At 65.1% G+C, this 22,072-nt stretch carries 23 protein-coding genes and 1 pseudogene; 9 read left to right on the top strand and 15 right to left on the bottom strand.

From position 1 onward, the window contains the following. The first annotated feature begins 26 nt into the window (after positions 1 to 26). From speA to BGI51_RS04200, 4 genes are all read left to right on the top strand, one after another. Complete coding sequence (gene speA, locus BGI51_RS04215) at positions 27 to 1,940, top strand: arginine decarboxylase (protein ID WP_187980392.1); 1,914 nt, start codon at positions 27 to 29, stop codon at positions 1,938 to 1,940. A 207-nt stretch (positions 1,941 to 2,147) separates the two neighbouring features. Further along, complete coding sequence (locus BGI51_RS04210) at positions 2,148 to 2,402, top strand: hypothetical protein (RefSeq protein ID WP_133861518.1); 255 nt, start codon at positions 2,148 to 2,150, stop codon at positions 2,400 to 2,402. Further along, complete coding sequence (locus BGI51_RS04205; protein WP_133861517.1) at positions 2,399 to 2,962, top strand: lipocalin family protein; 564 nt, start codon at positions 2,399 to 2,401, stop codon at positions 2,960 to 2,962. The genes BGI51_RS04210 and BGI51_RS04205 overlap by 4 nt, the downstream gene beginning before the upstream one ends. A 17-nt stretch (positions 2,963 to 2,979) precedes the next feature. Beyond that, positions 2,980 to 3,474: a YbhB/YbcL family Raf kinase inhibitor-like protein gene (locus BGI51_RS04200; protein WP_252977208.1), complete on the top strand. Its 495-nt coding sequence runs from the start codon at positions 2,980 to 2,982 to the stop codon at positions 3,472 to 3,474. A 17-nt stretch (positions 3,475 to 3,491) separates the two neighbouring features. Here the strand turns inward: BGI51_RS04200 and BGI51_RS04195 are convergent, their stop codons facing one another. Continuing rightward, positions 3,492 to 4,295, bottom strand: coding sequence for a hypothetical protein (locus BGI51_RS04195; RefSeq protein WP_187980391.1), 804 nt, complete (start codon positions 4,293 to 4,295; stop codon positions 3,492 to 3,494). A gap of 131 nt (positions 4,296 to 4,426) precedes the next feature. On the opposite strand from BGI51_RS04195, the gene pip reads away from it, so the two are divergent. From pip to mdoH, 4 genes are all read left to right on the top strand, one after another. Next, positions 4,427 to 5,392, top strand: coding sequence for a prolyl aminopeptidase (gene pip / locus BGI51_RS04190; RefSeq protein ID WP_187980390.1), 966 nt, complete (start codon positions 4,427 to 4,429; stop codon positions 5,390 to 5,392). Then, positions 5,389 to 5,826, top strand: a complete 438-nt coding sequence (dtd, locus tag BGI51_RS04185; RefSeq protein ID WP_187980389.1) for a D-aminoacyl-tRNA deacylase — start codon at positions 5,389 to 5,391, stop codon at positions 5,824 to 5,826. The genes pip and dtd overlap by 4 nt, the downstream gene beginning before the upstream one ends. A 213-nt stretch (positions 5,827 to 6,039) precedes the next feature. Next, positions 6,040 to 7,560, top strand: a complete 1,521-nt coding sequence (locus tag BGI51_RS04180) for a glucan biosynthesis protein G (protein WP_178121676.1) — start codon at positions 6,040 to 6,042, stop codon at positions 7,558 to 7,560. After that, on the top strand, positions 7,553 to 10,150 hold the full coding sequence (mdoH, locus tag BGI51_RS04175; RefSeq protein WP_187980388.1) for a glucans biosynthesis glucosyltransferase MdoH: 2,598 nt from the start codon (positions 7,553 to 7,555) through the stop codon (positions 10,148 to 10,150). Before BGI51_RS04180 ends, mdoH begins: the two co-directional genes overlap by 8 nt. A gap of 70 nt (positions 10,151 to 10,220) precedes the next feature. Here the strand turns inward: mdoH and BGI51_RS04170 are convergent, their stop codons facing one another. The 9 genes from BGI51_RS04170 to ubiE form a co-directional block, all read right to left on the bottom strand. Beyond that, positions 10,221 to 10,931, bottom strand: coding sequence for a 16S rRNA (uracil(1498)-N(3))-methyltransferase (locus tag BGI51_RS04170; RefSeq protein WP_187980387.1), 711 nt, complete (start codon positions 10,929 to 10,931; stop codon positions 10,221 to 10,223). After that, entirely contained in the window at positions 10,928 to 11,725 is a 798-nt protein-coding gene (gene tatC, locus BGI51_RS04165) for a twin-arginine translocase subunit TatC (protein WP_187980386.1), read from the bottom strand. The genes BGI51_RS04170 and tatC overlap by 4 nt, the downstream gene beginning before the upstream one ends. Beyond that, positions 11,722 to 12,078 (bottom strand): Sec-independent protein translocase protein TatB, encoded by a 357-nt coding sequence (gene tatB, locus BGI51_RS04160; RefSeq protein ID WP_187980385.1) that lies wholly within the window; start codon positions 12,076 to 12,078, stop codon positions 11,722 to 11,724. Before tatB ends, tatC begins: the two co-directional genes overlap by 4 nt. 9 nt (positions 12,079 to 12,087) lie before the next feature. Then, positions 12,088 to 12,354, bottom strand: coding sequence for a twin-arginine translocase TatA/TatE family subunit (locus BGI51_RS04155; RefSeq protein ID WP_059230854.1), 267 nt, complete (start codon positions 12,352 to 12,354; stop codon positions 12,088 to 12,090). 27 nt (positions 12,355 to 12,381) lie between these two features. Next, positions 12,382 to 12,714: a phosphoribosyl-ATP diphosphatase gene (locus BGI51_RS04150; protein WP_007161606.1), complete on the bottom strand. Its 333-nt coding sequence runs from the start codon at positions 12,712 to 12,714 to the stop codon at positions 12,382 to 12,384. Beyond that, positions 12,707 to 13,108 carry a phosphoribosyl-AMP cyclohydrolase gene (gene hisI / locus BGI51_RS04145; RefSeq protein ID WP_133861506.1) on the bottom strand — a complete coding sequence of 134 codons (402 nt, stop codon included), beginning with the start codon at positions 13,106 to 13,108 and terminating at the stop codon, positions 12,707 to 12,709. Before hisI ends, BGI51_RS04150 begins: the two co-directional genes overlap by 8 nt. 334 nt (positions 13,109 to 13,442) lie before the next feature. Then, positions 13,443 to 15,041: a ubiquinone biosynthesis regulatory protein kinase UbiB gene (ubiB, locus tag BGI51_RS04140; protein WP_133861505.1), complete on the bottom strand. Its 1,599-nt coding sequence runs from the start codon at positions 15,039 to 15,041 to the stop codon at positions 13,443 to 13,445. Further along, positions 15,038 to 15,673: a ubiquinone biosynthesis accessory factor UbiJ gene (locus BGI51_RS04135; RefSeq protein WP_133861504.1), complete on the bottom strand. Its 636-nt coding sequence runs from the start codon at positions 15,671 to 15,673 to the stop codon at positions 15,038 to 15,040. Before BGI51_RS04135 ends, ubiB begins: the two co-directional genes overlap by 4 nt. Continuing rightward, positions 15,673 to 16,443 carry a bifunctional demethylmenaquinone methyltransferase/2-methoxy-6-polyprenyl-1,4-benzoquinol methylase UbiE gene (gene ubiE / locus BGI51_RS04130; protein ID WP_017641038.1) on the bottom strand — a complete coding sequence of 257 codons (771 nt, stop codon included), beginning with the start codon at positions 16,441 to 16,443 and terminating at the stop codon, positions 15,673 to 15,675. The genes BGI51_RS04135 and ubiE overlap by 1 nt, the downstream gene beginning before the upstream one ends. 151 nt (positions 16,444 to 16,594) lie before the next feature. On the opposite strand from ubiE, the gene BGI51_RS04125 reads away from it, so the two are divergent. Next, positions 16,595 to 16,873, top strand: coding sequence for a polyhydroxyalkanoic acid system family protein (locus tag BGI51_RS04125; protein ID WP_133861503.1), 279 nt, complete (start codon positions 16,595 to 16,597; stop codon positions 16,871 to 16,873). Positions 16,874 to 16,880: 7 nt separating this feature from the next. On the opposite strand, the gene BGI51_RS04120 is transcribed toward BGI51_RS04125, so the two are convergent. From BGI51_RS04120 to argS, 5 genes and pseudogenes are all read right to left on the bottom strand, one after another. Continuing rightward, positions 16,881 to 17,252: a gamma-butyrobetaine hydroxylase-like domain-containing protein gene (locus BGI51_RS04120; RefSeq protein ID WP_133861502.1), complete on the bottom strand. Its 372-nt coding sequence runs from the start codon at positions 17,250 to 17,252 to the stop codon at positions 16,881 to 16,883. Positions 17,253 to 17,381: 129 nt separating this feature from the next. Beyond that, positions 17,382 to 18,655, bottom strand: a pseudogene (gene hslU, locus BGI51_RS04115) (ATP-dependent protease ATPase subunit HslU). Between the two features lie 93 nt (positions 18,656 to 18,748). Then, positions 18,749 to 19,282, bottom strand: coding sequence for an ATP-dependent protease subunit HslV (hslV, locus tag BGI51_RS04110; protein ID WP_017641034.1), 534 nt, complete (start codon positions 19,280 to 19,282; stop codon positions 18,749 to 18,751). A 244-nt stretch (positions 19,283 to 19,526) separates the two neighbouring features. Then, a complete protein-coding gene (locus tag BGI51_RS04105; protein ID WP_187980384.1) occupies positions 19,527 to 20,264 on the bottom strand; it encodes an SPOR domain-containing protein in 738 nt (245 codons plus the stop codon). An 18-nt stretch (positions 20,265 to 20,282) separates the two neighbouring features. Continuing rightward, positions 20,283 to 22,040, bottom strand: coding sequence for an arginine--tRNA ligase (argS, locus tag BGI51_RS04100; protein ID WP_187980383.1), 1,758 nt, complete (start codon positions 22,038 to 22,040; stop codon positions 20,283 to 20,285). Positions 22,041 to 22,072: the final 32 nt, after the last annotated feature.

Genomic DNA, 22,072 nt, shown 5'->3' with positions numbered 1-22,072 from the left:
AGATTCCCTACAGGAGATTCCCGCGAATGTCCCCACGACGCACGCGCAAAGATGACGGCAGCCAGTGGACCGTGGCGGACAGCCGCAGCGTCTATGGTATTCGCCACTGGGGTGCCGGCTACTTCGCCATCAGCGATGCCGGCAACGTCGAAGTCCGCCCCCATGGCCCGGACGGCCAGCCGATCGACCTCCATGTGCTGGTCGGCCAGCTGCGCGAAGCGGGGCTGTCGCTGCCGCTGCTGGTGCGTTTCCCCGACATTCTCCAGGGCCAGGTGCGCCACCTGACCGGTGCCTTCGATCGCAACATCGAGCGCCTCGACTACCAGGGCCGCTACACCGCCCTCTATCCGATCAAGGTCAACCAGCAGGAAGCGGTGGTGGAAAACATCATCGCCACCCGCGACGTCTCCATCGGTCTGGAAGCCGGTTCCAAGCCGGAGCTGATGGCGGTGCTGGCGCTGGCGCCCAAGGGCGGCACCATCGTCTGCAACGGCTACAAGGACCGCGAATTCATTCGCCTGGCGCTGATGGGCCAGAAACTGGGCCACAATGTCTTCATCGTCATCGAGAAGGAGTCCGAGGTCCCGCTGGTGATCGAGGAGGCGGCCGAGCTCAAGGTCACGCCCCAGGTCGGCCTGCGGGTGCGGCTGTCGTCCCTGGCGTCGAGCAAATGGGCCGACACCGGTGGCGAGAAGTCCAAATTCGGTCTCTCCGCTGCCCAGTTGCTGTCGGTGATCGAGCGCTTCCGCGCCGCCGGCCTGGAGCAAGGCGTGCGCCTGCTGCATTTCCACATGGGTTCGCAGATCGCCAACCTGGCCGACTATCGCCAGGGTTTCCGCGAAGCCATCCGCTACTATGCCGAGCTGCGCGCCCTGGGCCTTCCGCTGGATCACATCGATGTCGGTGGCGGTCTGGGCGTGGACTACGACGGCACCCATTCGCGCAACGCCAGCTCGATCAACTACGACATGGACGACTACGCCGGTACCGTGGTCGGCATGCTCAAGGAATTCTGCGACCAGCAGGAATTGCCGCATCCGAACATCTTCTCGGAAAGTGGCCGCGCCATGACCGCGCACCACGCCATGCTGGTGATGCAGGTCACCGACGTCGAGCGCCACAACGACAGCGTGCCGGCCAGCGAACGCTTCGAAGGCAAGGCCGAGGTGGTGCAGTGGCTGGCCGAACTGCTGGGCGACACCGATCCGGAAATGGTCACCGAGACCTACTGGCGCGCCACCCAGTACGTCAGCGAAGCCGCCGCCCAGTACGCCTCCGGCACCCTGAGCCTGAGCGACAAGGCGCTGGCCGAGCAGTGCTACTTCGCCATCTGTCGCCGCCTCTACAACCAGCTCAAGGCACGCCAGCGCTCTCATCGCCAGGTGCTCGACGAGCTCAACGACAAGCTGGCCGACAAGTACATCTGCAACTTCTCGGTGTTCCAGAGCCTGCCCGATACCTGGGCCATCGACCAGATCCTGCCCATCGTCCCCCTGACCCGCCTGGACGAGGAGCCGGTGCGCCGTGCCGTGCTGCAGGACCTGACCTGCGACTCGGACGGCAAGATCAAGCAGTACGTCGACGAGCAGAGCATCGAGACCAGCCTGCCGGTGCACGAGGTGCGCGAAGGCGAGGACTATCTGCTGGCGGTGTTCCTGGTGGGCGCCTATCAGGAGATCCTCGGCGACATGCACAACCTGTTCGGTGACACCGACTCGGTGAACGTCTACCAGGACGCCGACGGCAGCGTGCGCCACGGCGGCATCGAGACCCACGACACCATCGAGGACATGCTCAGGTACGTGCACCTCTCGCCCGAGGAACTGATGACCTACTACCGCGACAAGGTCGCCAGCGCGCGCCTCACCGCGCGCGAACGCACCCAGTTCCTCGACGCCATGCGCCTGGGCCTGACCCGTTCCTCCTATCTCGCCAGCTAAGAAGCCGCTCACGATCTGCTGCGCGTCGGCCAAGCGGCGTTGAAAATGCCTTCGAAATGCTCATTTACTATCTGTAAATTCCGCTTTCTCCGGCATTTTCGTCTTGCTTGGCTCTAGCTCGCGAGATCGTGAACAGCTTCTGACGAAGCGAACCCTGGCGGCGGGGCGGGCTCTATAGCCTTGCCGTCAGGATGAGAGGAGGCAGTTATGAAGGGGCGCATGGCGCTGTTGTTGGTGGGCGGTCTGCTGCTGGCCGGCTGCGGCAAGGTCAATCAGGAAAACTATTCCCGGCTCAAGGCCGGCCAGACCAAGGCCGAGGTGGAGCAGGTCCTGGGTGCACCCACGGAATGCGCGGGCGCCCTGGGCGTCACCACCTGTACCTGGGGCGATCGCGGCTCCTTCATCAGCGTGCAGTATCTCAACGACAAGGTGGCGATGTTCGCCGGGCAGGGTCTGCGATGAAAACCTCTACCAAGATTCTACTGCTGGCGGGCGCCGCCGGACTGCTAGCGGCCTGCGCCAGCGGTCCGCGCGAGGTCCCGCCGCTCACCGCGGGCAATGTCGATCTGCAGCGTTACCAGGGCCAATGGTACGAGGTCGCGCGGCTGCCGATGTTCTTCCAGCGCAAGTGCGCCCAGTCCGACGCCAACTATCACGTCATGGCCGATGGCTCGGTGGCCGTGTTCAATCGCTGCCGCACCCTGGACGGCAAGGTCCAGGAAGCCACGGGTACCGCCACCCCGATCAAGCCGGGCGTGACCGATCGCCTGGAAGTGCGTTTCGACACCTGGTTCAGTGGCGTGCTGCCCAATGTGGCCAAGGGACCCTACTGGATCCTCTATGTCGATGACGACTACAAGACCGCCCTGGTCGGCAGCCCGGATCGCAAGTACCTCTGGTTGCTGGCGCGCAAGCCCGAGATTTCCTCGGCGCAGAGCGAGAAGCTGCTGCGTATCGCCCGCGAGAAAGGCTACAACCTCAATCGTCTGGTCTGGCGCGAGACCGACGCCCACATGCCCTAGGCCTCAGGAGCACCCCCGTGAAACTCTGGACCGACGCCTTTTCCGATAACGCCTTCATGCCCAAGCGCCACGAATTCGACGTGGCCGATTTCGGCGCCCACGGAGAGAACATCTCGCCCGCCTTGCAGTGGGCCGATCTACCCGCCGATACCAAGAGCCTCGCGCTGACCGTTTACGATCCCGATGCCCCTACCGGTAGCGGTTTCTGGCACTGGGTGGTGGTCAACATCCCGGTCGGCACCCGGGGTCTGGCGGAAGACGCCGGTCGCGCCGATGGTTCGGGCCTGCCCGCAGGTGCGCTGCAGCTGATCAACGACTACGGCACCCGTGGCTTTGGTGGCGCGGCGCCGCCCAAGGGCGACAAGCCGCACCGCTATATCTTCCAGTTGCATGCGCTCAAGGTCGATCAGCTGCCGGTGCCGGCGGACGCCACCAATGCGGTCGGCCGCTTCATGATCCACCTCAACCAGCTGGCTTCGGCCACCTACACCGGTCTCTACGAGATCAAGTGAGGCAGCGGGCGGACGGGCTAGAACTCGTCCGTCGAGATCGCCAGACGGATGCCTGCCGCACGCATCTCGGCCAGGAACGCCTCGCCCTGGGCTTCGAAGCCCGGCACCGAATGACTGCAGTCGGTGAGCAGCACCAGGTCCTGGCGCCGCTCCCGCGGCCAGTATTCCAGCAGATCGCGCAGGGTACTGGCCACGCAGTGTGACAGCGCCTCGCCCGCCACCAGCAGGGTGTCGGCGGACTGCAACCGGGCGATCAGTCCGGCGTCCACTACAGTGCCCGGGTCCGCCGGATCCAGGACCTCGGCGCGCAGGGCCGAATAATGTTCGGTGTGGGGATTGCCGCCCTTGGCGATGAATTCCACCAGGCGTCCCTGCTGCCGTCCCCAGCCATTGAGCGCCTGGTGCACATCCTGGTGTACGCCATGGCCCCAGCCACCCACCAGGCAGTGCTCCGGCCAGATCACCAGGCGATAGCGACCCCCGGCCTCCAGGGCCTGCACATAGGCCAGCGCACGGGTGTGCTCGGCCGGATCGCGGGTCTGCCAGCGACCGCTGGCCACGTCGTCCGCGCTGATCTGGGTAAAGGGCGCCGGCGGCCCGCCCCGGGCATCCTGCCAGCCGTGCGGGTGGGCGATGTGCAGCGGCTGGTGGGAATCCAGGGTCACCCGGACCGCGGTGAGTCGGGCACCCAGGCGTTCGATCAGGGCGGCGACACGCTGCAGCCCGGCTACTGCGCCGGGCACCGGCAGGGCTGCCCCCGGCAGGTCGCAGAAATCGTTTTGCGGATCGATCAGCAGCAAGTGCAGCTTGGCATGGGGCATGGCGATCTCCTTGGTGACGGGCTGTCGATGGTGCGGGCGCCGCTGGACGCGAGGCAAGCCCGGGCAGCGTGGAAACCCGGTAAGGTGCAGGTCTATGATGAAGGGGCCGACCCTGCCCCGCGGAGCGCGACATGCTGAATCTGTACCCGGAAATCAAGCCTTACGCCCGCCACGAGCTGGCCGTCGAAGCCCCCCATGTGCTCTATGCCGACGAAAGTGGCTCGCCGGATGGTCTGCCGGTGCTGTTCATCCATGGCGGACCCGGCTCCGGATGCGATCGCCTGAGCCGGCGCTTCTTCGATCCCAATCTCTATCGCATCGTCACCTTCGATCAGCGCGGCTGTGGTCGCTCCATCCCCTATGCCAGCCTGGAGAACAACACCACCTGGCACCTGGTCGAGGACATCGAGCGCCTGCGCGAGCACCTGGGCATCGAGCAGTGGGTACTGTTCGGCGGCTCCTGGGGCTCCACCCTGGCCCTGGCTTATGCCCAGCGCCATCCCGAGCGGGTCAAGGCCATGGTCCTGCGCGGCATCTTTCTCTGCCGCCCGGTGGATCTGCACTGGTTCTACCAGGAAGGCGCGAGCCGACTCTTTCCCGACTTCTGGCAGGACTATCTGCATCCCATCGCCGAGGAAGAACGCGGCAATCTCATTCAAGCCTACTATCGCCGCCTGACCGGCCCGGACGAACTGGCGCAGATGTCCGCCGCCCGCGCCTGGTCCTGCTGGGAGGGCCGTACGGTGACCCTGAGGCCCAATCCCGACGTGCTGGAGAAATTCAGCGAGCATGCCCTGGCCATTGCCCGTATCGAGTGCCACTACTTCATCAACGCTGCCTTTCTCGAACCCGACCAGCTCTTGCGCGACATGCCCAGGATCGCCCATATCCCGGCGGTAATCGTGCACGGCCGCTATGACATGGTCTGTCCCCTGGACAATGCCTGGGCCCTGCACCACGCCTGGCCGGGCAGCGAATTGCAGATCATCCGCGACGCCGGTCATGCGGCCAGCGAGCCCGGTATCTGCGACGCCCTGGTGCGGGCGACCGACCAGATCGCCCGTGAACTGCTCGATCTGCCCCAGGAGGCCGAGTGAAGGCGCTGCTGCAAAGGGTCATCAGCGCCAGCGTCGAGGTGGAGGGAGAGACGGTCGGCGCCATAGGCCCGGGGCTGCTGGTCTTTGTCGGCATCGAACCCGCGGATGACGAAGCGGCCTGTGCTCGGATGCTCAAGCGGCTGCTGGAATACCGGGTATTCGCCGACGGCGAACAGCGCATGAATCTATCCCTGCAGGATGTCGGCGGCGGTCTGCTGCTGGTCTCCCAGTTCACCCTCGCTGCCGATACCCGCAGCGGGCGGCGGCCGAGCTTTTCCACCGCCGCGCCTCCGGCCCAAGGCGAACGGCTGTTCGGTCACCTGGTGGGCCTCGCCCGTGATCTCCAGCCCGAGGTCCAGACCGGGCGTTTCGGTGCGGACATGCAGGTTTCCCTGGTCAACGACGGACCGGTGACATTTTTATTGTCGATTTAGTGAGGGCGCCCCTTACAGCGCCCTGCCAAGTGTCTATGATTGCGCAGTTCGAGTTTGAACGGTCGTCCAACTGGGGAATCATTGACCCCCGAGGGAGTCGGACCACTGCCTATCCGTTTCGCGACTACCCGTCGCCAAACGTATTCGTACGCTGATTTAGGAGGCTGCGTGTTATCTCATTCCAAAGTTAAGCCGGGCAAGCAGGGCTTCGCCCTGATCGGGCTCTCCGTCGCACTGGGTCTGTTCAGTGCCCAGGCCCTGGCCTTCAGCCTGGACGACGTGGCCGCCAAGGCCAAAGAACTCTCCGGCCAGAAGTTCGTCGCGCCCAAGAGCAACCTGCCCGCATCCTTCAGCGGCATGAAGTATGCCGACTATCAGCAGATCACCTTCAATCAGGACAAGGCCTACTGGAAGGACGCCAAGACGCCCTTCCGGCTGAATTTCTATCACGAGGGCATGCACTACAGCGTGCCGGTGAAGATCAACGAGGTCACCGCCAACAACGTCGAAGAGATCAAATACGATCCCTCGATGTTCAACTTCGGCAATCTGCAGATCGATCAGGCCCAGCTCAAGGATCTCGGCTTCGCCGGATTCAAGGTGCTCTATCCGCTGAACAAGGCGGACAAGCATGACGAGCTGATGACCATGCTCGGCGCCAGCTATTTCCGCGTGATCGGCAAGAACCAGGTCTATGGCCTGTCCGCCCGTGGTCTGGCCATCGACACCGCCCTGCCGTCCGGCGAGGAGTTCCCGCGCTTCACCGAGTTCTGGGTCGAACAACCCCAGTCGGATCGTCGCAACCTGGTGATCTATGCACTGCTCGATTCGCCGCGGGCCACCGGTGCCTATCGCTTCGTGCTGACGCCTGGCAAGGACAGCACCGTCGACGTCGAAGCCAAGGTGTTCCTGCGCGACAACGTCAACAAGCTCGGCATCGCGCCGCTGACCAGCATGTACCTGTTCGGTCCCAACCAGCCGAGCGCCCAGGTCAACTATCGTCCGGCCCTGCACGACTCCAATGGCCTGGCGATCCACGCCGGCAACGGCGAGTGGCTGTGGCGTCCGCTGAACAACCCGCGTCGGCTCTCGGTCAGCACCTACACCATCGAGAATCCGCGCGGTTTCGGTCTGCTGCAGCGCGGTCACGAGTTCTACAAGTACCAGGATCTGGACGAGCGTTACGACAAGCGTCCCAGTGGCTGGGTCGAGCCCAAGGGCGACTGGGGCAAGGGTCATGTCGAACTGGTGGAAATCCCCACCCCGGACGAGACCAACGACAACATCGTGGCCTTCTGGACGCCGGACACCCTGCCGGAGAAGGGCCAGCCGATCGATGTCAGCTATCGCCTGCACTTCACCACCGACGAACCCAACCTGCACACCAAGGACCTGGCCTGGGTCGCTCAGACGCGCCTGTCCACCGGCGATGTGCGGCAGTCCAACCTGGTCCGTCAGACCGATGGCAGCCTGGCCTACATCATCGATTTCGAAGGGCCGAATCTCGACGATCTGCCCGAGGATTCGCAGGTCGGCTCCCAGGTCAGCCTGGACGCCAACGGTGAACTGGTCGAGAACTCTGTGCGCTACAACCCGGTTACCAAGGGCTATCGCCTGACCTTGAGACTCAAGGTCAAGGATCAGACCAAGCCGGTGGAAATGCGCGCCAACCTCGCCCAGGGTGACAAACCGCTCAGCGAAACCTGGACTTACCAGCTACCTGCCAATGAATAACACCACCCGCGATACCTCGGTCGCCGCCACTGGCGACTACCTCGAACACCTGCCGTTGCCCACCGGGCAGCGGCAGGCGCTGGACCAGACGACCGATGTCGAGTCGCTGCATCGGCAACTGGCCGGTGCCCGCGGCGAGGGCGCCCAGGGCGCCGACGCGGTGATCGCCTCCACCGAGGCGCGTCTGGCCGCCGGTTGGGACGAGACGCTGGACGACGGCGAGCTGCTGGGCAGTGATGCCCAGGGGCGTGTCTTCATCAAGGCCACCCCGCCCATGACCCGCTCCATGATGGTGCCCGATCCCTGGCGCACCAATCCCGTGGCGCGGAGCTGGAAGCGTCTGCTCGGCCGCAAGGACCACAGTCGCTGGCAGCCCGATCCCGAAGCCGATGCCCATGCGCACTGGCGCAAGGTGGGTTCCTTCCGGCGCTTCATCCTGCTCATCCTGATGCTGGTGCAGACCGGTATCGCCACCTGGTACATGAAGGCCGTGCTGCCCTATCAGGGCTGGGCGCTGGTCGATCTCAGCGAGGTCTACCGCCAGGGCTGGGGCGAGTCCATCCGCCAGGTGCTGCCCTATGTGGTGCAGACCAGCATCCTGTTGCTCTTCGCCCTGCTGTTCTGCTGGGTCTCCGCCGGTTTCTGGACCGCCCTGATGGGCTTCTGGCAACTGCTCAGCGGACGTGACAAGTACAGCATCTCGGCCAGCTCCACCGGCACCGAGCCGATCGATCCCCAGTCGCGTACCGCCCTGGTGATGCCCATCGCCAACGAAGACGTGCCGCGGGTCTTTGCCGGTCTGCGCGCGACCTACGAGTCGGTCCGCGCCAGCGGCGAGCTGGAGCACTTCGATTTCTTCATCCTCAGCGACAGCAACGACCCCGACAAATGCGTGGCCGAAGAGAAGGCCTGGCTGGAGCTGTGCCGCGAGGTCGGCGGCTTCGGACACATCTTCTATCGCCGCCGCCGCCGTCGGGTGAAGCGCAAGAGCGGCAACATCGACGACTTCTGCCGTCGCTGGGGCAGCCAGTACAAGTACATGGTAGTGCTCGACGCCGACAGCGTGATGAGTGGCGAATGCCTGTCCAGCCTGGTCCGGCTGATGGAAGCCAATCCCCGTGCCGGCATCATCCAGACCGCGCCCAAGGCGTCCGGCATGGATACCCTGTACGCGCGTCTGCAGCAGTTCGCCACCCGGGTGTACGGACCGCTGTTCACCGCCGGTCTGCACTTCTGGCAACTCGGTGAATCCCACTACTGGGGCCACAACGCCATCATCCGGGTCAAGCCGTTCATCGACCATTGCGCCCTGGCTCCGCTGCCGGGCACGGGTTCGTTCGCCGGTGCGATTCTCTCCCACGACTTCGTCGAAGCCGCCCTGATGCGGCGCTCCGGCTGGGGCGTGTGGATCGCCTACGACCTGCCGGGTAGCTACGAAGAACTGCCGCCCAACCTGCTGGACGAACTCAAGCGTGACCGCCGCTGGTGCCATGGCAACCTGATGAACTTCCGGCTGTTCCTGGTCAAGGGCATGCACCCGGTGCATCGTGCGGTGTTCCTCACCGGGGTGATGTCCTATCTGTCGGCGCCGCTGTGGTTCCTCTTCCTGGTGCTGTCCACGGCGCTGCTGGCGATCCACAAGTTGCTGGAGCCCCAGTACTTCTTCCAGCCCCGCCAGCTGTTTCCGGTCTGGCCCCAGTGGCATCCGGAGCAGGCCATAGCCCTGTTCTCCACCACCTTGATCCTACTGTTCCTGCCCAAGCTGCTCAGCGTGGTGCTGATCATCGCCAAGGGCGCGAAGGAATTCGGCGGTGGGTTGCGGCTGTTCCTCTCCATGATGCTGGAGATGCTCTTCTCGGTGCTGCTGGCACCGGTACGGATGCTCTTCCACACGGTGTTCGTGACGGCCGCCTTCCTCGGCTGGTCGGTGCAGTGGAATTCGCCCCAGCGGGACGACAACGACACGCCCTGGAGCGAAGCCTTCCGCCGCCATGGTTCGCAGATGCTGCTCGGCCTGATCTGGACCGCCGGCGTGGCCTGGCTGGACCCGCGCTTCCTCTGGTGGCTGTCGCCCATCGTGGTGTCGCTGATCCTGTCGGCGCCGGTGTCGGTGATCTCCAGTCGGACCAACCTAGGGCTGGGCAGTCGTCGTCATCATCTGTTCCTGATCCCGGAAGAGTACGCACCGCCGCGCGAACTGGTGGCGACCGACGAGTACCTGCACCTGAACAACCGCAACGCCCTGACCAAGGGCTTCCTGCGCGCCACTGTCGATCCGGTGCTCAATGCCCTGGCCATCGGCATGGCCCGCGGTCGCCATGGCAAGGTGGTGGAGCCGGCCCGTCGGCTGCGCGAAGAGCGGGTGGCGCGGGTCCTGGCCGCCGGTCCCGAGAAGACCAAGGGCGACGACCAGTGGCGTCTGCTCAGCGATCCGGATGGCATGGCGCAACTGCACCTGCAGGTCTGGAAGGCCGAAGAGCACCGCAATTGGCGAGAAGCCTATGCCACCCTGCGGCCACGCTCCCACAGCGATTCCGCTGCGGATGCCCCAGCCAGTCCGGCCAGCATGATCCCGCGGCCCGCCTCCTGAGGAGGCGCTCCGCCCACGAAAAAGCCCCGGTGTCGCAGGACACCGGGGCTTTTTCTTGTACGTGATCCGGCTAGAACAGACGGGCGAGGAGGGCGGGTACCGCGTTCTCGACGCGCAGGATGCGTTCACCGAGCTGCACGGGCGCCAGGCCCGCTTCCTGCAGCTTCTCGACCTCGTAGGGTATCCAGCCACCCTCGGGCCCGATCGCCAGCGTCACGGGCTCTTCGAGGGCACGAGGGCAGGCGGGATAGCTGCCCGGATGCCCGACCAGGCCACGGGTGCCGGCGGCGAGTGCGGGCAGGCGATCCTCGACGAAGGGCTTGAATCTCTTTTCGATCAAAACCTCCGGCAGCACAGTGTCCCGGGCCTGCTCCAGCCCGAGACGCAGTTGCTCCTCGATGGCCTCGGGCGCCAGGAACGGCGTCTGCCAGAAGCTCTTTTCCACGCGATAGCTGTTGAGCAGTACCAGTCGCGCGACGCCCATGGCGGATACGGTCTGCAACACCCGGCGCAGCATCTTGGGGCGGGGCAGGGCCAGCAGCAGGGTGAGCGGGAGCTTGGCCGGCGGCGGCTGATCGAGGGTGACGATCAGGCAGGCCTGGCCGGCATCGAGGGATTCGATGTGGCCGGTACCCATCAGGCCGTTCAGCAGGCCAACGCGCATCCGGTCGCCGGCGGCCGCCTGGTGGACCTCGCGCAGATGGGCGAGACGGCGCGGATCGCGCAGCACGACCCGGTCAGCGGCCGTGAAGTCGGCCGCCTCGAGCAGGATCAGATTCACGGGCGTTCGGCGGGCGGCTGGACGTCGGGACTGGCATCTTCGTCGCTGAGCGGGCGCTCGCGCTTCTGCACGAAGCGACCGAACAGCAGGCCGATCTCGAACAGCAGCCACATGGGTACGGCCAGCATGGTCTGGGAGAAGACATCCGGCGGGGTCAGGATCATGCCGACCACGAAGCAGCCGATGATGACGTAGGGGCGGATCTTCTTCAGGTAGGCGACGTCGACCACGCCGATCCAGATCAGCAGCACGGTGGCCACCGGAATCTCGAAGGCCACGCCAAAGGCGAAGAACAGCGTGAGGATGAAGTCCAGGTAGGCATTCAGATCCGGCATCATCACAGCGCCTTCCGGCGTGATGCTGCTGAAGAAGTGGAAGATGATCGGGAACACCAGGAAGTAGGCGAAGGCCATGCCGGTGTAGAACAGCACGATGCTGGAGATCAACAGCGGGATGGCGACCTTCTTCTCGTGACGATAAAGACCCGGCGCGATGAAGCCCCAGACCTGGTGCAGGATCACCGGCATGGCGATGAACAGCGACACCACCAGGGTCAGCTTGAAGGGTGCGAGGAACGGCGAGGTGACGTCCGTGGAGATCATGGTCGCGCCTTCGGGAAGGACGCGGCGGATCGGCTCGGAAGCGAAGGCATAGATCTTCTGGGCGAAGTAGAACAGGCCGAGGAAGATCAGAAAGGTCGCCAGCACGCATCTGAGGATACGGGTGCGCAATTCGGTGAGGTGCGAGACCAGGGGCATTTCCTGGTCATCGTGTTCGGAGGGCTTGTCGCTCATGGTGCTCTTGGCGGCGTCTGGGGCGGATCCTGCGGGCGTTCGGCAACCACGTCCTGGGGCATGGGCGGAGCAGCGGCGGCGGGCGGTGTCTGGACTTCCGGCGTGGAAGCGGCAGGCTTGGGCCGGTTGTCGCGCTGTTCCACGGACAGGATATGCTCGTTGCGCAATTGCTGGCGAATTTCGTCAGCACCGATCTCGCGCTCCACTTCCTGGCGGATGCTGTTGAAGCTGCGCCTCAGGCGACCGATCCACAGCCCCGCGGTGCGTGCGGCACCCGGCAGGCGTTCCGGGCCCAGCACCAGCAGGGCGACGAACCCCACCAGCATCATTTCGGGAAAGCTGATTCCGAACATGGCGGGGCCTTAGTCCTTGCGTACCACCGGCTCTTCGACCTTGCGGTGCTCGGCGTCGAAGGTCTGGGGGCGATTCAGGGGAGCATTCGGGTTGGCCGTGCTGGTGGTAGGCGTCGGCTGTTCGGCCTTGTCGTCCTCGTCGGTGTGCATGGCCTTGCGAAAGCCCTTGATGGCCTCGCCCACGTCGGAGCCCAGATGCTTCAGGCGTTTGGTGCCAAAGACGATCACCACGACGAGCAGGATGACGATCCAGTGTTTCCAGTCGAAGATACCCATGGTCTTTCCTCGTTGCGAAGCTTGGGGTCAGGATTGAGTGCGGGCGGCCTTTTCGGCGTGCCCGGAGAGGCCGAAACGACGATCCAGTTCGTCCAGCACGGCCTGGGGATGCTGGCCGAGGGCCGAGAGCATGATCAGGCTGTGGAACCAGAGGTCGGCGGTCTCGTAGATGACGTCGTCGTACTGCTGGCTGATGGCGGCGTCTTTCGCCGCGAGAATGGTCTCGACGCTTTCTTCGCCGACCTTTTCCAGGATCTTGTTCAGGCCCTTGTGATAGAGGCTGGCCACATAGGAGGAATCCGGGGCGGCCTGCTTGCGTTCTTCCAGTACCTGCGCCAGACGCGCCAGGGTGTCAGTCATGGCCGTGCCCTCCGGCATAGATGGCTTGGGGATCCTTGACCACCGGGTCGACGGTCGTCCACTCGCCATCGCGCAGCACGCGATAGAAGCAGCTCTCCCGACCGGTGTGGCAGGCGATGCCGCCAAGTTGCTCCACCTGCAGCACCACCACGTCGGCGTCGCAATCCAGGCGCAGTTCGATGACGCGCTGTACGTGACCGGACTCCTCGCCCTTGCGCCACAGGCGGTTGCGCGAGCGCGACCAGTAGACCGCACGGCCTTCGGCGGCGGTCAGGGCCAGGGATTCGCGGTTCATCCAGGCCATCATCAGGATGCGCCCCGAGGTGGGGTCCTGGGCGATAGCCGGTACCAGGCCGTCGCTGTTCCAGTGGATCTCGTCTAACCAGTCGCTCATGAGTCTGTTCAATACTACGAATTAGGGTACTGGGCTCTGTCCGAAAATTGCCTGCGCTCGGTCATGTGGCGTTAAAAATCCGTTCGGAATGCTCATTTACCGTTCGTAAACTCCGCTTCCTCACGGATTTGATTCGCTGGCGCTCACCCTTCGGGCCAGCCCTTGGCTGTTACTCCCGTTGGTCGTTGCGCCTTGCCTGACCTTCGCTCGGCGACTTTTCAGACAGGCCCTAGCCTCGCACAAGACGCAACTCGAATACAGCGGCAGGGCACCAGTGGCTGAGGGCGTGTATTTCGCCCGATAAAAATGACAGGACGGTTACAGCTTAAGGAGTTCAGCGCCTGATCACCAGAACCAGGCCGCCGACCAGCATGGCCCAGGCCGGCCAGGCGTGGGGCTGGGGTTCGAGACCCAGTTGTGCCGCACCCACCAGCAGGACCGCGCCGACCACCCGCACGATCCAGTCGTCGTTGCGTCTGCCCCAGGGATTGGGCGGATCCTTGCGATGCGGCTGGGTGATGCGTTCCAGGGTATCGCGCGCCATCTGCGCCAGATGGGGGATCTGCTCCAGTTGCTGCTGGATATTGCGGGCGACCTGCGGCGGACTCAGCCGCTTGCGCATCCACTTTTCCAGGTAGGGCTTGGCGGTGGACCAGAGATCCAGGTCCGGATAGAGCTGGCGGCCCAGGCCTTCGATGTTGAGCAGGGTCTTCTGCAGGAGCACCAGTTGCGGCTGGATCTCCATGTTGAAGCGGCGCGCCACCTGGAACAGCCGCAACAGCAGCTGGCCGAAGGAAATGTCCTTGAGCGGCTTCTCGAAGATGGGTTCGCAGACGGTGCGGATGGCCGCTTCCAGTTCGTTGACCTGGGTGTTGGCCGGTACCCAGCCGGAGTCGATGTGCAACTGCGCGACCTTGCGGTAGTCGCGCTGGAAGAAGGCCCAGAGGTTGCGCGCCAGATAGTCCTGGTCCTCGGGGGTCAGGCTGCCGATGATGCCGCAGTCCACCGCGATGTAGAGCGGATCCCAGGGCTTGGCGGTGCTGACGAAGATGTTGCCCGGGTGCATGTCGGCGTGGAAGAAGCTGTCGCGGAAGACCTGGGTGAAGAAGATCTCCACCCCTCGCTCGGCCAGCAGCTTGAAGTCGGTGCCCTGGTCGCGCAGGGCGGCCAGGTCGGTTACCGGGATGCCGTAGATGCGCTCCATGACCAGCACCCGCTCGCGGCACCAGTCCCAGTACACCTGGGGCACATAGAGGCGCTCGGAGCCGTCGAAATTGCGTCTGAGCTGGCTGGAGTTGGCCGCTTCGCGCAAAAGGTCCAGCTCGTCGTAGATGGTCTTCTCGTAGTCGCTGACCACGTCCATCGGGTGCAGGCGGCGGGCTTCGGCGGACAGCCGTTCGGCCAGGCGCGCCAGCAGGAACAGCCAGGCGATGTCCTGGCTGATGATGTTCTTAAGCCCCGGGCGCACCACCTTGACCACCACCTCTTCGCCAGTCCGCAGCTGGGCGGCATGGACCTGGGCCACCGAGGCCGAGGCCAGCGGCTGGTGATCGAAGCGGGCGAAGGCCTGCTTGATGGGTACGCCGAGCTGGGACTCGATGAGCGCCACGGCCTTTTCCGGCGGAAAGGGCGGGACCTTGTCCTGCAGGAACATCAGTTCGTCGGCGATATCCTCCGGCATGAGGTCGCGCCGGGTGGAAAGGATCTGCCCGAATTTGACGAACACCGGTCCCAGACCTTCCAGCGCCAGGCGCAGACGGGCGCCGCGCGGCAGGGTCTTGCTCGGACGTGGCAACCAGCGCCAGGGCAGCACGTAGCGGGTGGCACGCAGGTACCAGGGCAGCGGCAGGGCATAGACGATGTCGTCAAGCCGATAGCGGATGACCACGAAGAAGATCCGCAACAGGCGGTTGAGGGCAGCGAACAGCTTCATTCGTCGGGGTTATCCCTGGTGTTGCGGGCGGTGCCCAGGCGGGCGAGACGGGCGTCGAGACGATCCACGTCCAGGCGCAGGGCATCGATCTCGGCGAAGCGGGCCTCACCTTCGAGACGACCCACCAGCTGGCGGCTCTCCTCGTTCAGCCAGTTGGACAGCGTCAGTTGCAGGCTGTCACGGCTCTGTTCACCGAGCGCCTGGCCGCGCCGGGCCAGATCGCCCAGCAGCGCCGCCGGCAGCGGGCCGAGCCAGCGACTGACCTCGTGCTGCCAGTCCAGCTCCAGCTTCTGCAGGATGTCGGCCAGCTCGATCAGCAGGGTGCTGTCGCCTTCCAGACGCACGTCCGGCTGGTGCAGCACCCGCTGCTTGTCACGGGCCAGGGCCAGTTCGGCCAGACGTGTCGCCGGGGCACTCAGGGTGCAGTCGATATCGCCTTCGTGATGGGCGGCGAAATGCAGGCCGTCACCCGCGGGCAGGACGTACAGGCGCAGCGCCGGTTGCCGGGTCTGCACCGCGATCACCCGGCCGGTCAGGCCGGCCAGCCGCGGCAAGGCCACGGGGTCGAGCGCCAGTAGTGGATTCAGGCCACGCTCCAGCGCGGCCAGCAATGCCTGGGTGACGAGGGCCATCAGGGCTTGATGCCGCGATGCAGGGCGACCACGCCGCCGGTCATGTTGTGGAAGGTGACCCGGGCGAAACCGGTCTCTTCCATCATGGCCTTGAGGGTCTGCTGATCGGGGTGCATGCGGATGGATTCGGCCAGGTAGCGATAGCTTTCGGCGTCACCGGCCACCAGCTTGCCCATCAGGGGCAGGAAGCCGAAGGAGTAGGCGTCATAGGCCTTGGACACCAGCGGATTGGTGGGCTTGGAGAACTCCAGCACCAGCAGCCGGCCACCCGGCTTGAGCACGCGCAGCATCGAAGCCAGGGCCTGGTCCTTGTGGGTGACGTTGCGCAGGCCGAAGGCGATGGTGATGCAGTCGAAATGGTTGTCGGGGAAGGGCAGCTTCTCGGCATCCGCCTGGACGAAGCGCACATTGCTGGCGACGCCTTCGTCGAGCAGGCGGTCGCGGCCGACCCGGAGCATGGAATCGTTGATGTCGGCCAGGACCACCTCGCCGGTGGGGCCGACCAGACGGGCGAACTGCTTGGTCAGGTCGCCGGTGCCGCCAGCGATGTCCAGTACGCGGTTGCCACGGCGCACGCCGGAGAGCTCGATGGTGAATCTCTTCCACAGCCGGTGGATGCCCGCCGACATCAGGTCGTTCATCACATCGTACTTGGCCGCCACCGAATGGAAGACCTCCGCGACCTTGTAAGCCTTCTGGCTCTCCGGAACGCTCTGGTAGCCGAAGTGGGTCTGGGATTCGGCCTCGGGGCCTTTGCGCGGATCGCTCATGGGGCTACACCTGGGACAGGGACAAGAGGGCATTCTAGCAGGCCGATCGCCCGGCATGCCCGGCTAAAACCGGGGCTGACCGCTCGGTTCTCGCGATTGGCGACGTGGCGGGCCCTCGCTATAGTCAGGGCCCCTTATCCGGAGTTCCCCGATGTCCCAGATCACCATCGAACGCAGCCATTCGCTTGGCTTGGAAGGCGTTCGCCAGAAGGCCGATCAACTGGCCGAAAAACTCACGCGTGACTATGGGGTGGCCTGCGCCTGGGAAGGCGATACCCTGACATTCACGCGCAGCGGCGTGGATGGACGGATCGAGGTCGGTGAAGACCGGGTGCGGGTGCTGGCGACCCTGGGCATGATGTTCTCGATGCTCAGTGGCCAGATCGAGAAAGAGATCGAGCGCAAGCTGGACAAGGCCCTGGCGGCCTGAGCCAGGGCTAGAGCATCAGCTTGACCGCGCTGACGTGTGGGTCCCGCGTCTTGCCGGCGCGGGCCAGCTGTTCCAGGTAGTCGGCCCAGAGTTCGTCGCGGCGACTGCCCAGTTCATAGAGATAGTCCCAGCTGAACAGACCACTGTCGTGGCCGTCATCGAAGGTCAGCTTGATGGCGTAGCGCCCCGCCGGTTCGACGGCGCTGATGCCGACCTGCTGCTTGCCCCACTGCAATACCGGATTGCCGTGTCCCTGGACCTCGGCCGAAGGCGAGTGCACCCGCAGGAATTCGGCGGGCAGCTCGAAGGTTTCCGCGCCATAGCTGACGCTGAGGGTCTTGGAAGCCTTGTGGAGCTGGATGGCGGTGGGAGTACGCATGGTGAGGTTCTCTGAGCGGTTTTGCAGTCTTTGCCTGAGGCCATCGCGGCCATGGGCCGCTCCTACAGGAGACATCGAACCCTGTAGGAGCGGCCCATGGCCGCGATTACGAATGCACCAAACCTACCGTTACAGTATATAGCGCGACAGGTCTTCGTCCTGCGCCAGTTCGCCCAGGTGGCCGTTCACATAGGCCGCGTCGATGACGATGGGCTCGCCATTCTGCTGGCCAGCGAGGTCGGCGGCGCTGAAGGACACCTCTTCCAGCAGGCGTTCCAGCAGGGTGTGCAGGCGCCGGGCACCGATGTTCTCGGTCTTCTCGTTGACCTGCCAGGCGATCTCGGCAATGCGGGTGATGCCGTCGGCGGCGAATTCCACCAGCAGCCCCTCAGTCTTGAGCAGTTCGCGATACTGCTCGGTGAGGGAGGCATGCGGCTCGGTGAGGATGCGCTCGAAGTCCTGCGGCGTCAGCGCCTTGAGTTCGACGCGAATCGGCAGACGACCCTGCAGCTCCGGCACCAGATCGCTGGGCTTGGACAGGTGGAAGGCGCCCGAGGCGATGAACAGGATATGGTCGGTCTTGACCATGCCCAGCTTGGTGTTGACGGTGCAGCCTTCGATCAGCGGCAGCAGGTCACGCTGCACACCCTCGCGGGAGACATCGGCACCGCTGGTGTTGCCACGCTTGGCGACCTTGTCGATCTCGTCGATGAAGACGATGCCGTGCTGCTCGACGGCTTCCAGGGCGCGGCCCTTGAGTTCTTCCTCGTTGACCAGGCGCGCGGCTTCTTCGTCGCGCACCAGCTTGAGCGCTTCCTTGACCTTGAGCTTGCGCTGCTTGGTCTTGCCCTTGTGCATGCCGGCGAAGAGATTCTGCAGCTGGCTGGTCATCTCCTCCATGCCGGGCGGGGTCATGATCTCGACGCCAGCGGGGCATCGGCCACCTCGATGTCGATTTCCTTGTCGTCCAGCTGGCCTTCGCGCAGGCGCTTGCGGAACAGCTGACGGGTGTTGCTATCGGTCGATGCCGGCTGGGGCTCGTTGCTGAAGCCCACCGACGGCCGCGCCGGCGGCAGCAGGGCATCGAGGATGCGCTCTTCGGCGGCGTCTTCGGCGCGATGGCGGTTACGCACCATTTCCTGTTCGCGCAGCATCTTCACCGCGGCGTCGGCGAGGTCACGGATGATGGACTCGACGTCGCGGCCGACATAGCCGACCTCGGTGAACTTGGTGGCTTCCACCTTGAGGAAGGGCGCATTGGCCAGCTTGGCCAGGCGCCGGGCGATTTCGGTCTTGCCCACACCCGTGGGACCTATCATCAGGATGTTCTTGGGGGTGACCTCGGGACGCAGCTCGACGGGCAGCTGCATGCGCCGCCAGCGGTTGCGCAGGGCGATGGCCACGGCGCGCTTGGCGTCGTCCTGGCCGATGATGTGGCGATTGAGTTCGTGGACGATCTCGCGGGGGTCATGGACATGGGCAGTCTCTAAACCGGATCACGCCTGGGGCGCGTCCAGCTCCTCGATGGTCAGGTTGCGGTTGGTGAACACGCAGATGTCACCGGCGATATTCAGGGAGGTCTCGGCGATCTCGCGGGCACTGAGGTCGGTGTGCATGAGCAGGGCGCGAGCGGCGGCCTGGGCATAGGCGCCACCGGAGCCCATGGCGATCAGGCCTTCTTCGGGTTCCACCACGTCGCCGTTGCCGGTGATGATCAGGGAGGCGTCCTTGTTGGCGACCGCCAGCATGGCTTCCAGACGGCGCAGGGCACGGTCGGTACGCCAGTCCTTGGCCAGCTCGACGGCGGCGCGGACCAGATGGCCCTGGTGCTTCTCGAGTTGCGCCTCAAAGCGCTCGAAAAGGGTGAAGGCGTCGGCGGTACCGCCGGCGAAACCGGCCAGCACCTCGCCCCGGTACAGCCGCCGGACTTTCTTGGCGTTGCCTTTCATGACGGTGTTGCCCAGGGAAACCTGGCCGTCGCCGCCGATCACGACCTTGCCGTTGCGGCGTACAGAAACGATGGTGGTCAAGGGAATCTCTCCGCGTTGCTTGGGGCGTCGGCCCGGTTAAGCGGAGATATGGGGATGGCCGCGGCGCCCTTCAAGCGTCGCGGCGGGGGGATTCGGCAGGTGAGAGTCTGTTCACGGCCTCGCGAGCTAGCGCCAAACCAGGCGAGAATTCTCGAGGAAGCGCAGTTTACGCGTGGTAAATGAGCATTCCGAGAGAATTTTCAGCGCTGTTTGGCCGACGCGCAGCAGGCCATGGGCAGACTCTTTAGTGACCGCGTCGCTGCTGCAGCAACAGATTCTTGAAGCCGCTGCCGGCGAGCTGTTTCTGCGCCTGGGTCAGCTGGTCGCGATCGCTGTAGGGACCGACCAGTACCCGGTACCAGGTGTCGTCCTTGACCTTGCCCGATTCCACGCGCACGTCCTGGCCGAGCATGATGATCTGGGCGCGGACCCGGTCGGCATCGGCCTGGGTGCGGAAGGAGCCGGCCTGGAGGAAGAACAGGGTTACCGGCGGCTGGGCCTTGGTGGTGGCTTCCTTGGGCGGCGTGGCGGCCGGCTGGCCCGGGGTGGTCGCGGGCGTGGCCGACGTCGCGGTCGCCGGCTGGCCAGGTTGCGCCGGGGTCGCGGCGGCATCCGCTTTGGCCGGGGTGGTCGGCTTGGCGGCCGGATTGCGCGGCACGGCGTCCGGCGGCACGATTACCTCGGATTCGGGCAGCAGGGTATAGAAGTCGTACTTGGGCTTGATCGGCGTGGGCGGCGTGCCCTCGGTCTTGCCGGTAGCGGTCGACGACTTGCCATTGCCCGCCGTGGCGGCCGGGCGGCCCTCTTCCGGCTTGGCACGCTGCACCGCCTTGTTGCCTGGTTCGAGCTTCATCAGGAACACCACGAAGGCCCCGATGGCCAGACCCGACGCGAGCCAGACCCAGCCGGGCAGGGGCTGTTTCTTGGGGGCCGAGGTGTTGCGACTGGCGCCGCGCTTGGGTGGGGCTTTCTTGGTGGCCATCAGGCGGTGATCCGTCTCTTACATGCGTTCCAGGGTGTGCAGGCCGAGCAGTTCCAGACCCTGCTTGAGGGTGCGCCCGGTGAGGGCGGCCAGCCGCAGGCGGCTCTGGCGCAGCGCGGGGTCCTCGGCGGTCAGGATCGGACAATTCTCGTAGAAGCTGGAGAACAGGCCGGCCAGATCATAGAGGTAGCTGCACAGCAGGTGCGGGGTGCCCTTGTCGGCAACGCTGGCGAGGATTTCGCCGAATTGCGCCAGGCGACCGCCCAGATCCTGCTCCTGCGGGGCATCCAGGCGGATGCTGCCGGCGGGTTCGCTCTGCTCGGCCTTGCGCAGCACGCTGGCGACGCGGGTGTAGGCGTACAGCAGATAGGGCGCGGTATTGCCCTCGAAGCTGAGCATCTGCTCGAAGTTGAAGCTGTAGTCGCTGGTGCGGTGCTTGGACAGGTCGGCGTACTTGACCGAGGCGATGCCCACCACGCGGCCGATGTGGCGCAGTTCGTCCTCGCTGAAGGGTACCTCGCCACGCTCGGCGCGACCGGCATTGCGCTCCTTGACCAGCTGGTAGGCACGTTCCTCGGCTTCGTCGAGCAGGTCGACCAGCTTGACGGTACCGCCGTCACGGGTCTTGAACGGACGGCCGTCGGCGCCGTTCATGGTGCCGAAGCCCATGTGCTCGAGTTGCATGGTCGGCGCGACGAAGCCGGCGCGGCGCGCCACTTCGAAGGCCATCTGGAAGTGCAGGGCCTGGCGCTGGTCGACGAAGTACAGCGCCCGATCGGCGTGCAGCTGGCGGCTGCGGTAGCGCATGGCGGCCAGGTCGGTGGTGGAATAGAGATAGCCGCCACCGGCCTTCTGCACGATCACCGGCAGCGGATTGCCCTCGGCGTTCTTGAATTCGTCGAGAAAGACGCAGCGGGCGCCATCGCTCTCGGTGAGCAGGCCGGCGGCGTCCAGATCGCTCACCACCTGGGCCAGGTCGTCGTTGTAGGCGCTCTCGCCCTTGACGTCGGCCGGGGTCAGGCAGACGTTGAGGCGGTCGTAGACTTCCTGGCAATGGGACAGGGAGACGGCATTGAAGCGTTCCCAGAGCCGCAGGCAGTGGGCATCGCCGGCCTGCAGCGCCACCACCAGTTCGCGCGCGCGGGCGGCGAATTCCGGCGAGGCGTCGAAGCGACCCTTGGCGGCGCGATAGAACACCTCGAGATCGGCCAGCTCGCCTTCGGCGGCTTGCGGCTGCTCTTCCATGTAGGCCAGAAGCATGCCGAACTGGGTGCCCCAGTCACCCACGTGGTTCTGGCGGATCACTTCGTCGCCGCGGAATTCCAGCACCCGCGCCACCGCGTCCCCGATGATGGTGGATCTCAGGTGACCGACGTGCATTTCCTTGGCCAGGTTCGGCGAGGAGAGGTCCACCACCACGCGCTGACGCGGCTCGTGCCTGGGCACCCCCAGGTGCGGATCGGCGAAGGCCGCATCCAGGCGCGCGGCCAGTTGCGCGTGATTCTGGAAGAAATTGAGAAAGCCGGGGCCGGCGATTTCCACCTTGCTGACCGCCGGATCGGCGGGCAGGGCGGCGAGCAGCTTTTCGGCCAGGTCGCGGGGCTTGGCGCGGGCCGGCTTGGCCAGCAGCAGGGCGACGTTGCTGGCGAAGTCGCCGTGGCTCTTGTCCTTGGTGTTTTCGACCTGGATGGCCGGAGCCACGTCGGCCGGCAGGGTGCCGTCGGCGATCAGGCGGTCGAGGGCGTGCTGGATGAGCTGGCGGATGCTGTCTTTCATGATCATTGGCCTTCGGCGTGCGCCGAGCGCGC

This window comes from Pseudomonas oryzihabitans (assembly GCF_014522265.1).
GTDB lineage: Bacteria > Pseudomonadota > Gammaproteobacteria > Pseudomonadales > Pseudomonadaceae > Chryseomonas > Chryseomonas aestiva.
The sequence above is the reverse complement of the archived record's forward strand: the minus strand, read 5'-3'. Positions and strand labels throughout refer to the sequence as shown.

Bases quoted from the DNA above. Each gene is read 5' to 3' on its own strand.
- speA (WP_187980392.1), top strand. From the start codon at position 27: ATGTCCCCACGACGCACGCGCAAAGATGACGGCAGCCAGTGGACCGTG.
- BGI51_RS04210 (WP_133861518.1), top strand. From the start codon at position 2,148: ATGAAGGGGCGCATGGCGCTGTTGTTGGTGGGCGGTCTGCTGCTGGCC.
- BGI51_RS04205 (WP_133861517.1), top strand. From the start codon at position 2,399: ATGAAAACCTCTACCAAGATTCTACTGCTGGCGGGCGCCGCCGGACTG.
- BGI51_RS04195 (WP_187980391.1), bottom strand. From the start codon at position 4,295: ATGCCCCATGCCAAGCTGCACTTGCTGCTGATCGATCCGCAAAACGAT.
- pip (WP_187980390.1), top strand. From the start codon at position 4,427: ATGCTGAATCTGTACCCGGAAATCAAGCCTTACGCCCGCCACGAGCTG.
- mdoH (WP_187980388.1), top strand. From the start codon at position 7,553: ATGAATAACACCACCCGCGATACCTCGGTCGCCGCCACTGGCGACTAC.
- tatC (WP_187980386.1), bottom strand. From the start codon at position 11,725: ATGAGCGACAAGCCCTCCGAACACGATGACCAGGAAATGCCCCTGGTC.
- tatB (WP_187980385.1), bottom strand. From the start codon at position 12,078: ATGTTCGGAATCAGCTTTCCCGAAATGATGCTGGTGGGGTTCGTCGCC.
- BGI51_RS04155 (WP_059230854.1), bottom strand. From the start codon at position 12,354: ATGGGTATCTTCGACTGGAAACACTGGATCGTCATCCTGCTCGTCGTG.
- BGI51_RS04150 (WP_007161606.1), bottom strand. From the start codon at position 12,714: ATGACTGACACCCTGGCGCGTCTGGCGCAGGTACTGGAAGAACGCAAG.
- hisI (WP_133861506.1), bottom strand. From the start codon at position 13,108: ATGAGCGACTGGTTAGACGAGATCCACTGGAACAGCGACGGCCTGGTA.
- ubiB (WP_133861505.1), bottom strand. From the start codon at position 15,041: ATGAAGCTGTTCGCTGCCCTCAACCGCCTGTTGCGGATCTTCTTCGTG.
- BGI51_RS04135 (WP_133861504.1), bottom strand. From the start codon at position 15,673: ATGGCCCTCGTCACCCAGGCATTGCTGGCCGCGCTGGAGCGTGGCCTG.
- ubiE (WP_017641038.1), bottom strand. From the start codon at position 16,443: ATGAGCGATCCGCGCAAAGGCCCCGAGGCCGAATCCCAGACCCACTTC.
- BGI51_RS04125 (WP_133861503.1), top strand. From the start codon at position 16,595: ATGTCCCAGATCACCATCGAACGCAGCCATTCGCTTGGCTTGGAAGGC.
- BGI51_RS04120 (WP_133861502.1), bottom strand. From the start codon at position 17,252: ATGCGTACTCCCACCGCCATCCAGCTCCACAAGGCTTCCAAGACCCTC.
- BGI51_RS04105 (WP_187980384.1), bottom strand. From the start codon at position 20,264: ATGGCCACCAAGAAAGCCCCACCCAAGCGCGGCGCCAGTCGCAACACC.
- argS (WP_187980383.1), bottom strand. From the start codon at position 22,040: ATGAAAGACAGCATCCGCCAGCTCATCCAGCACGCCCTCGACCGCCTG.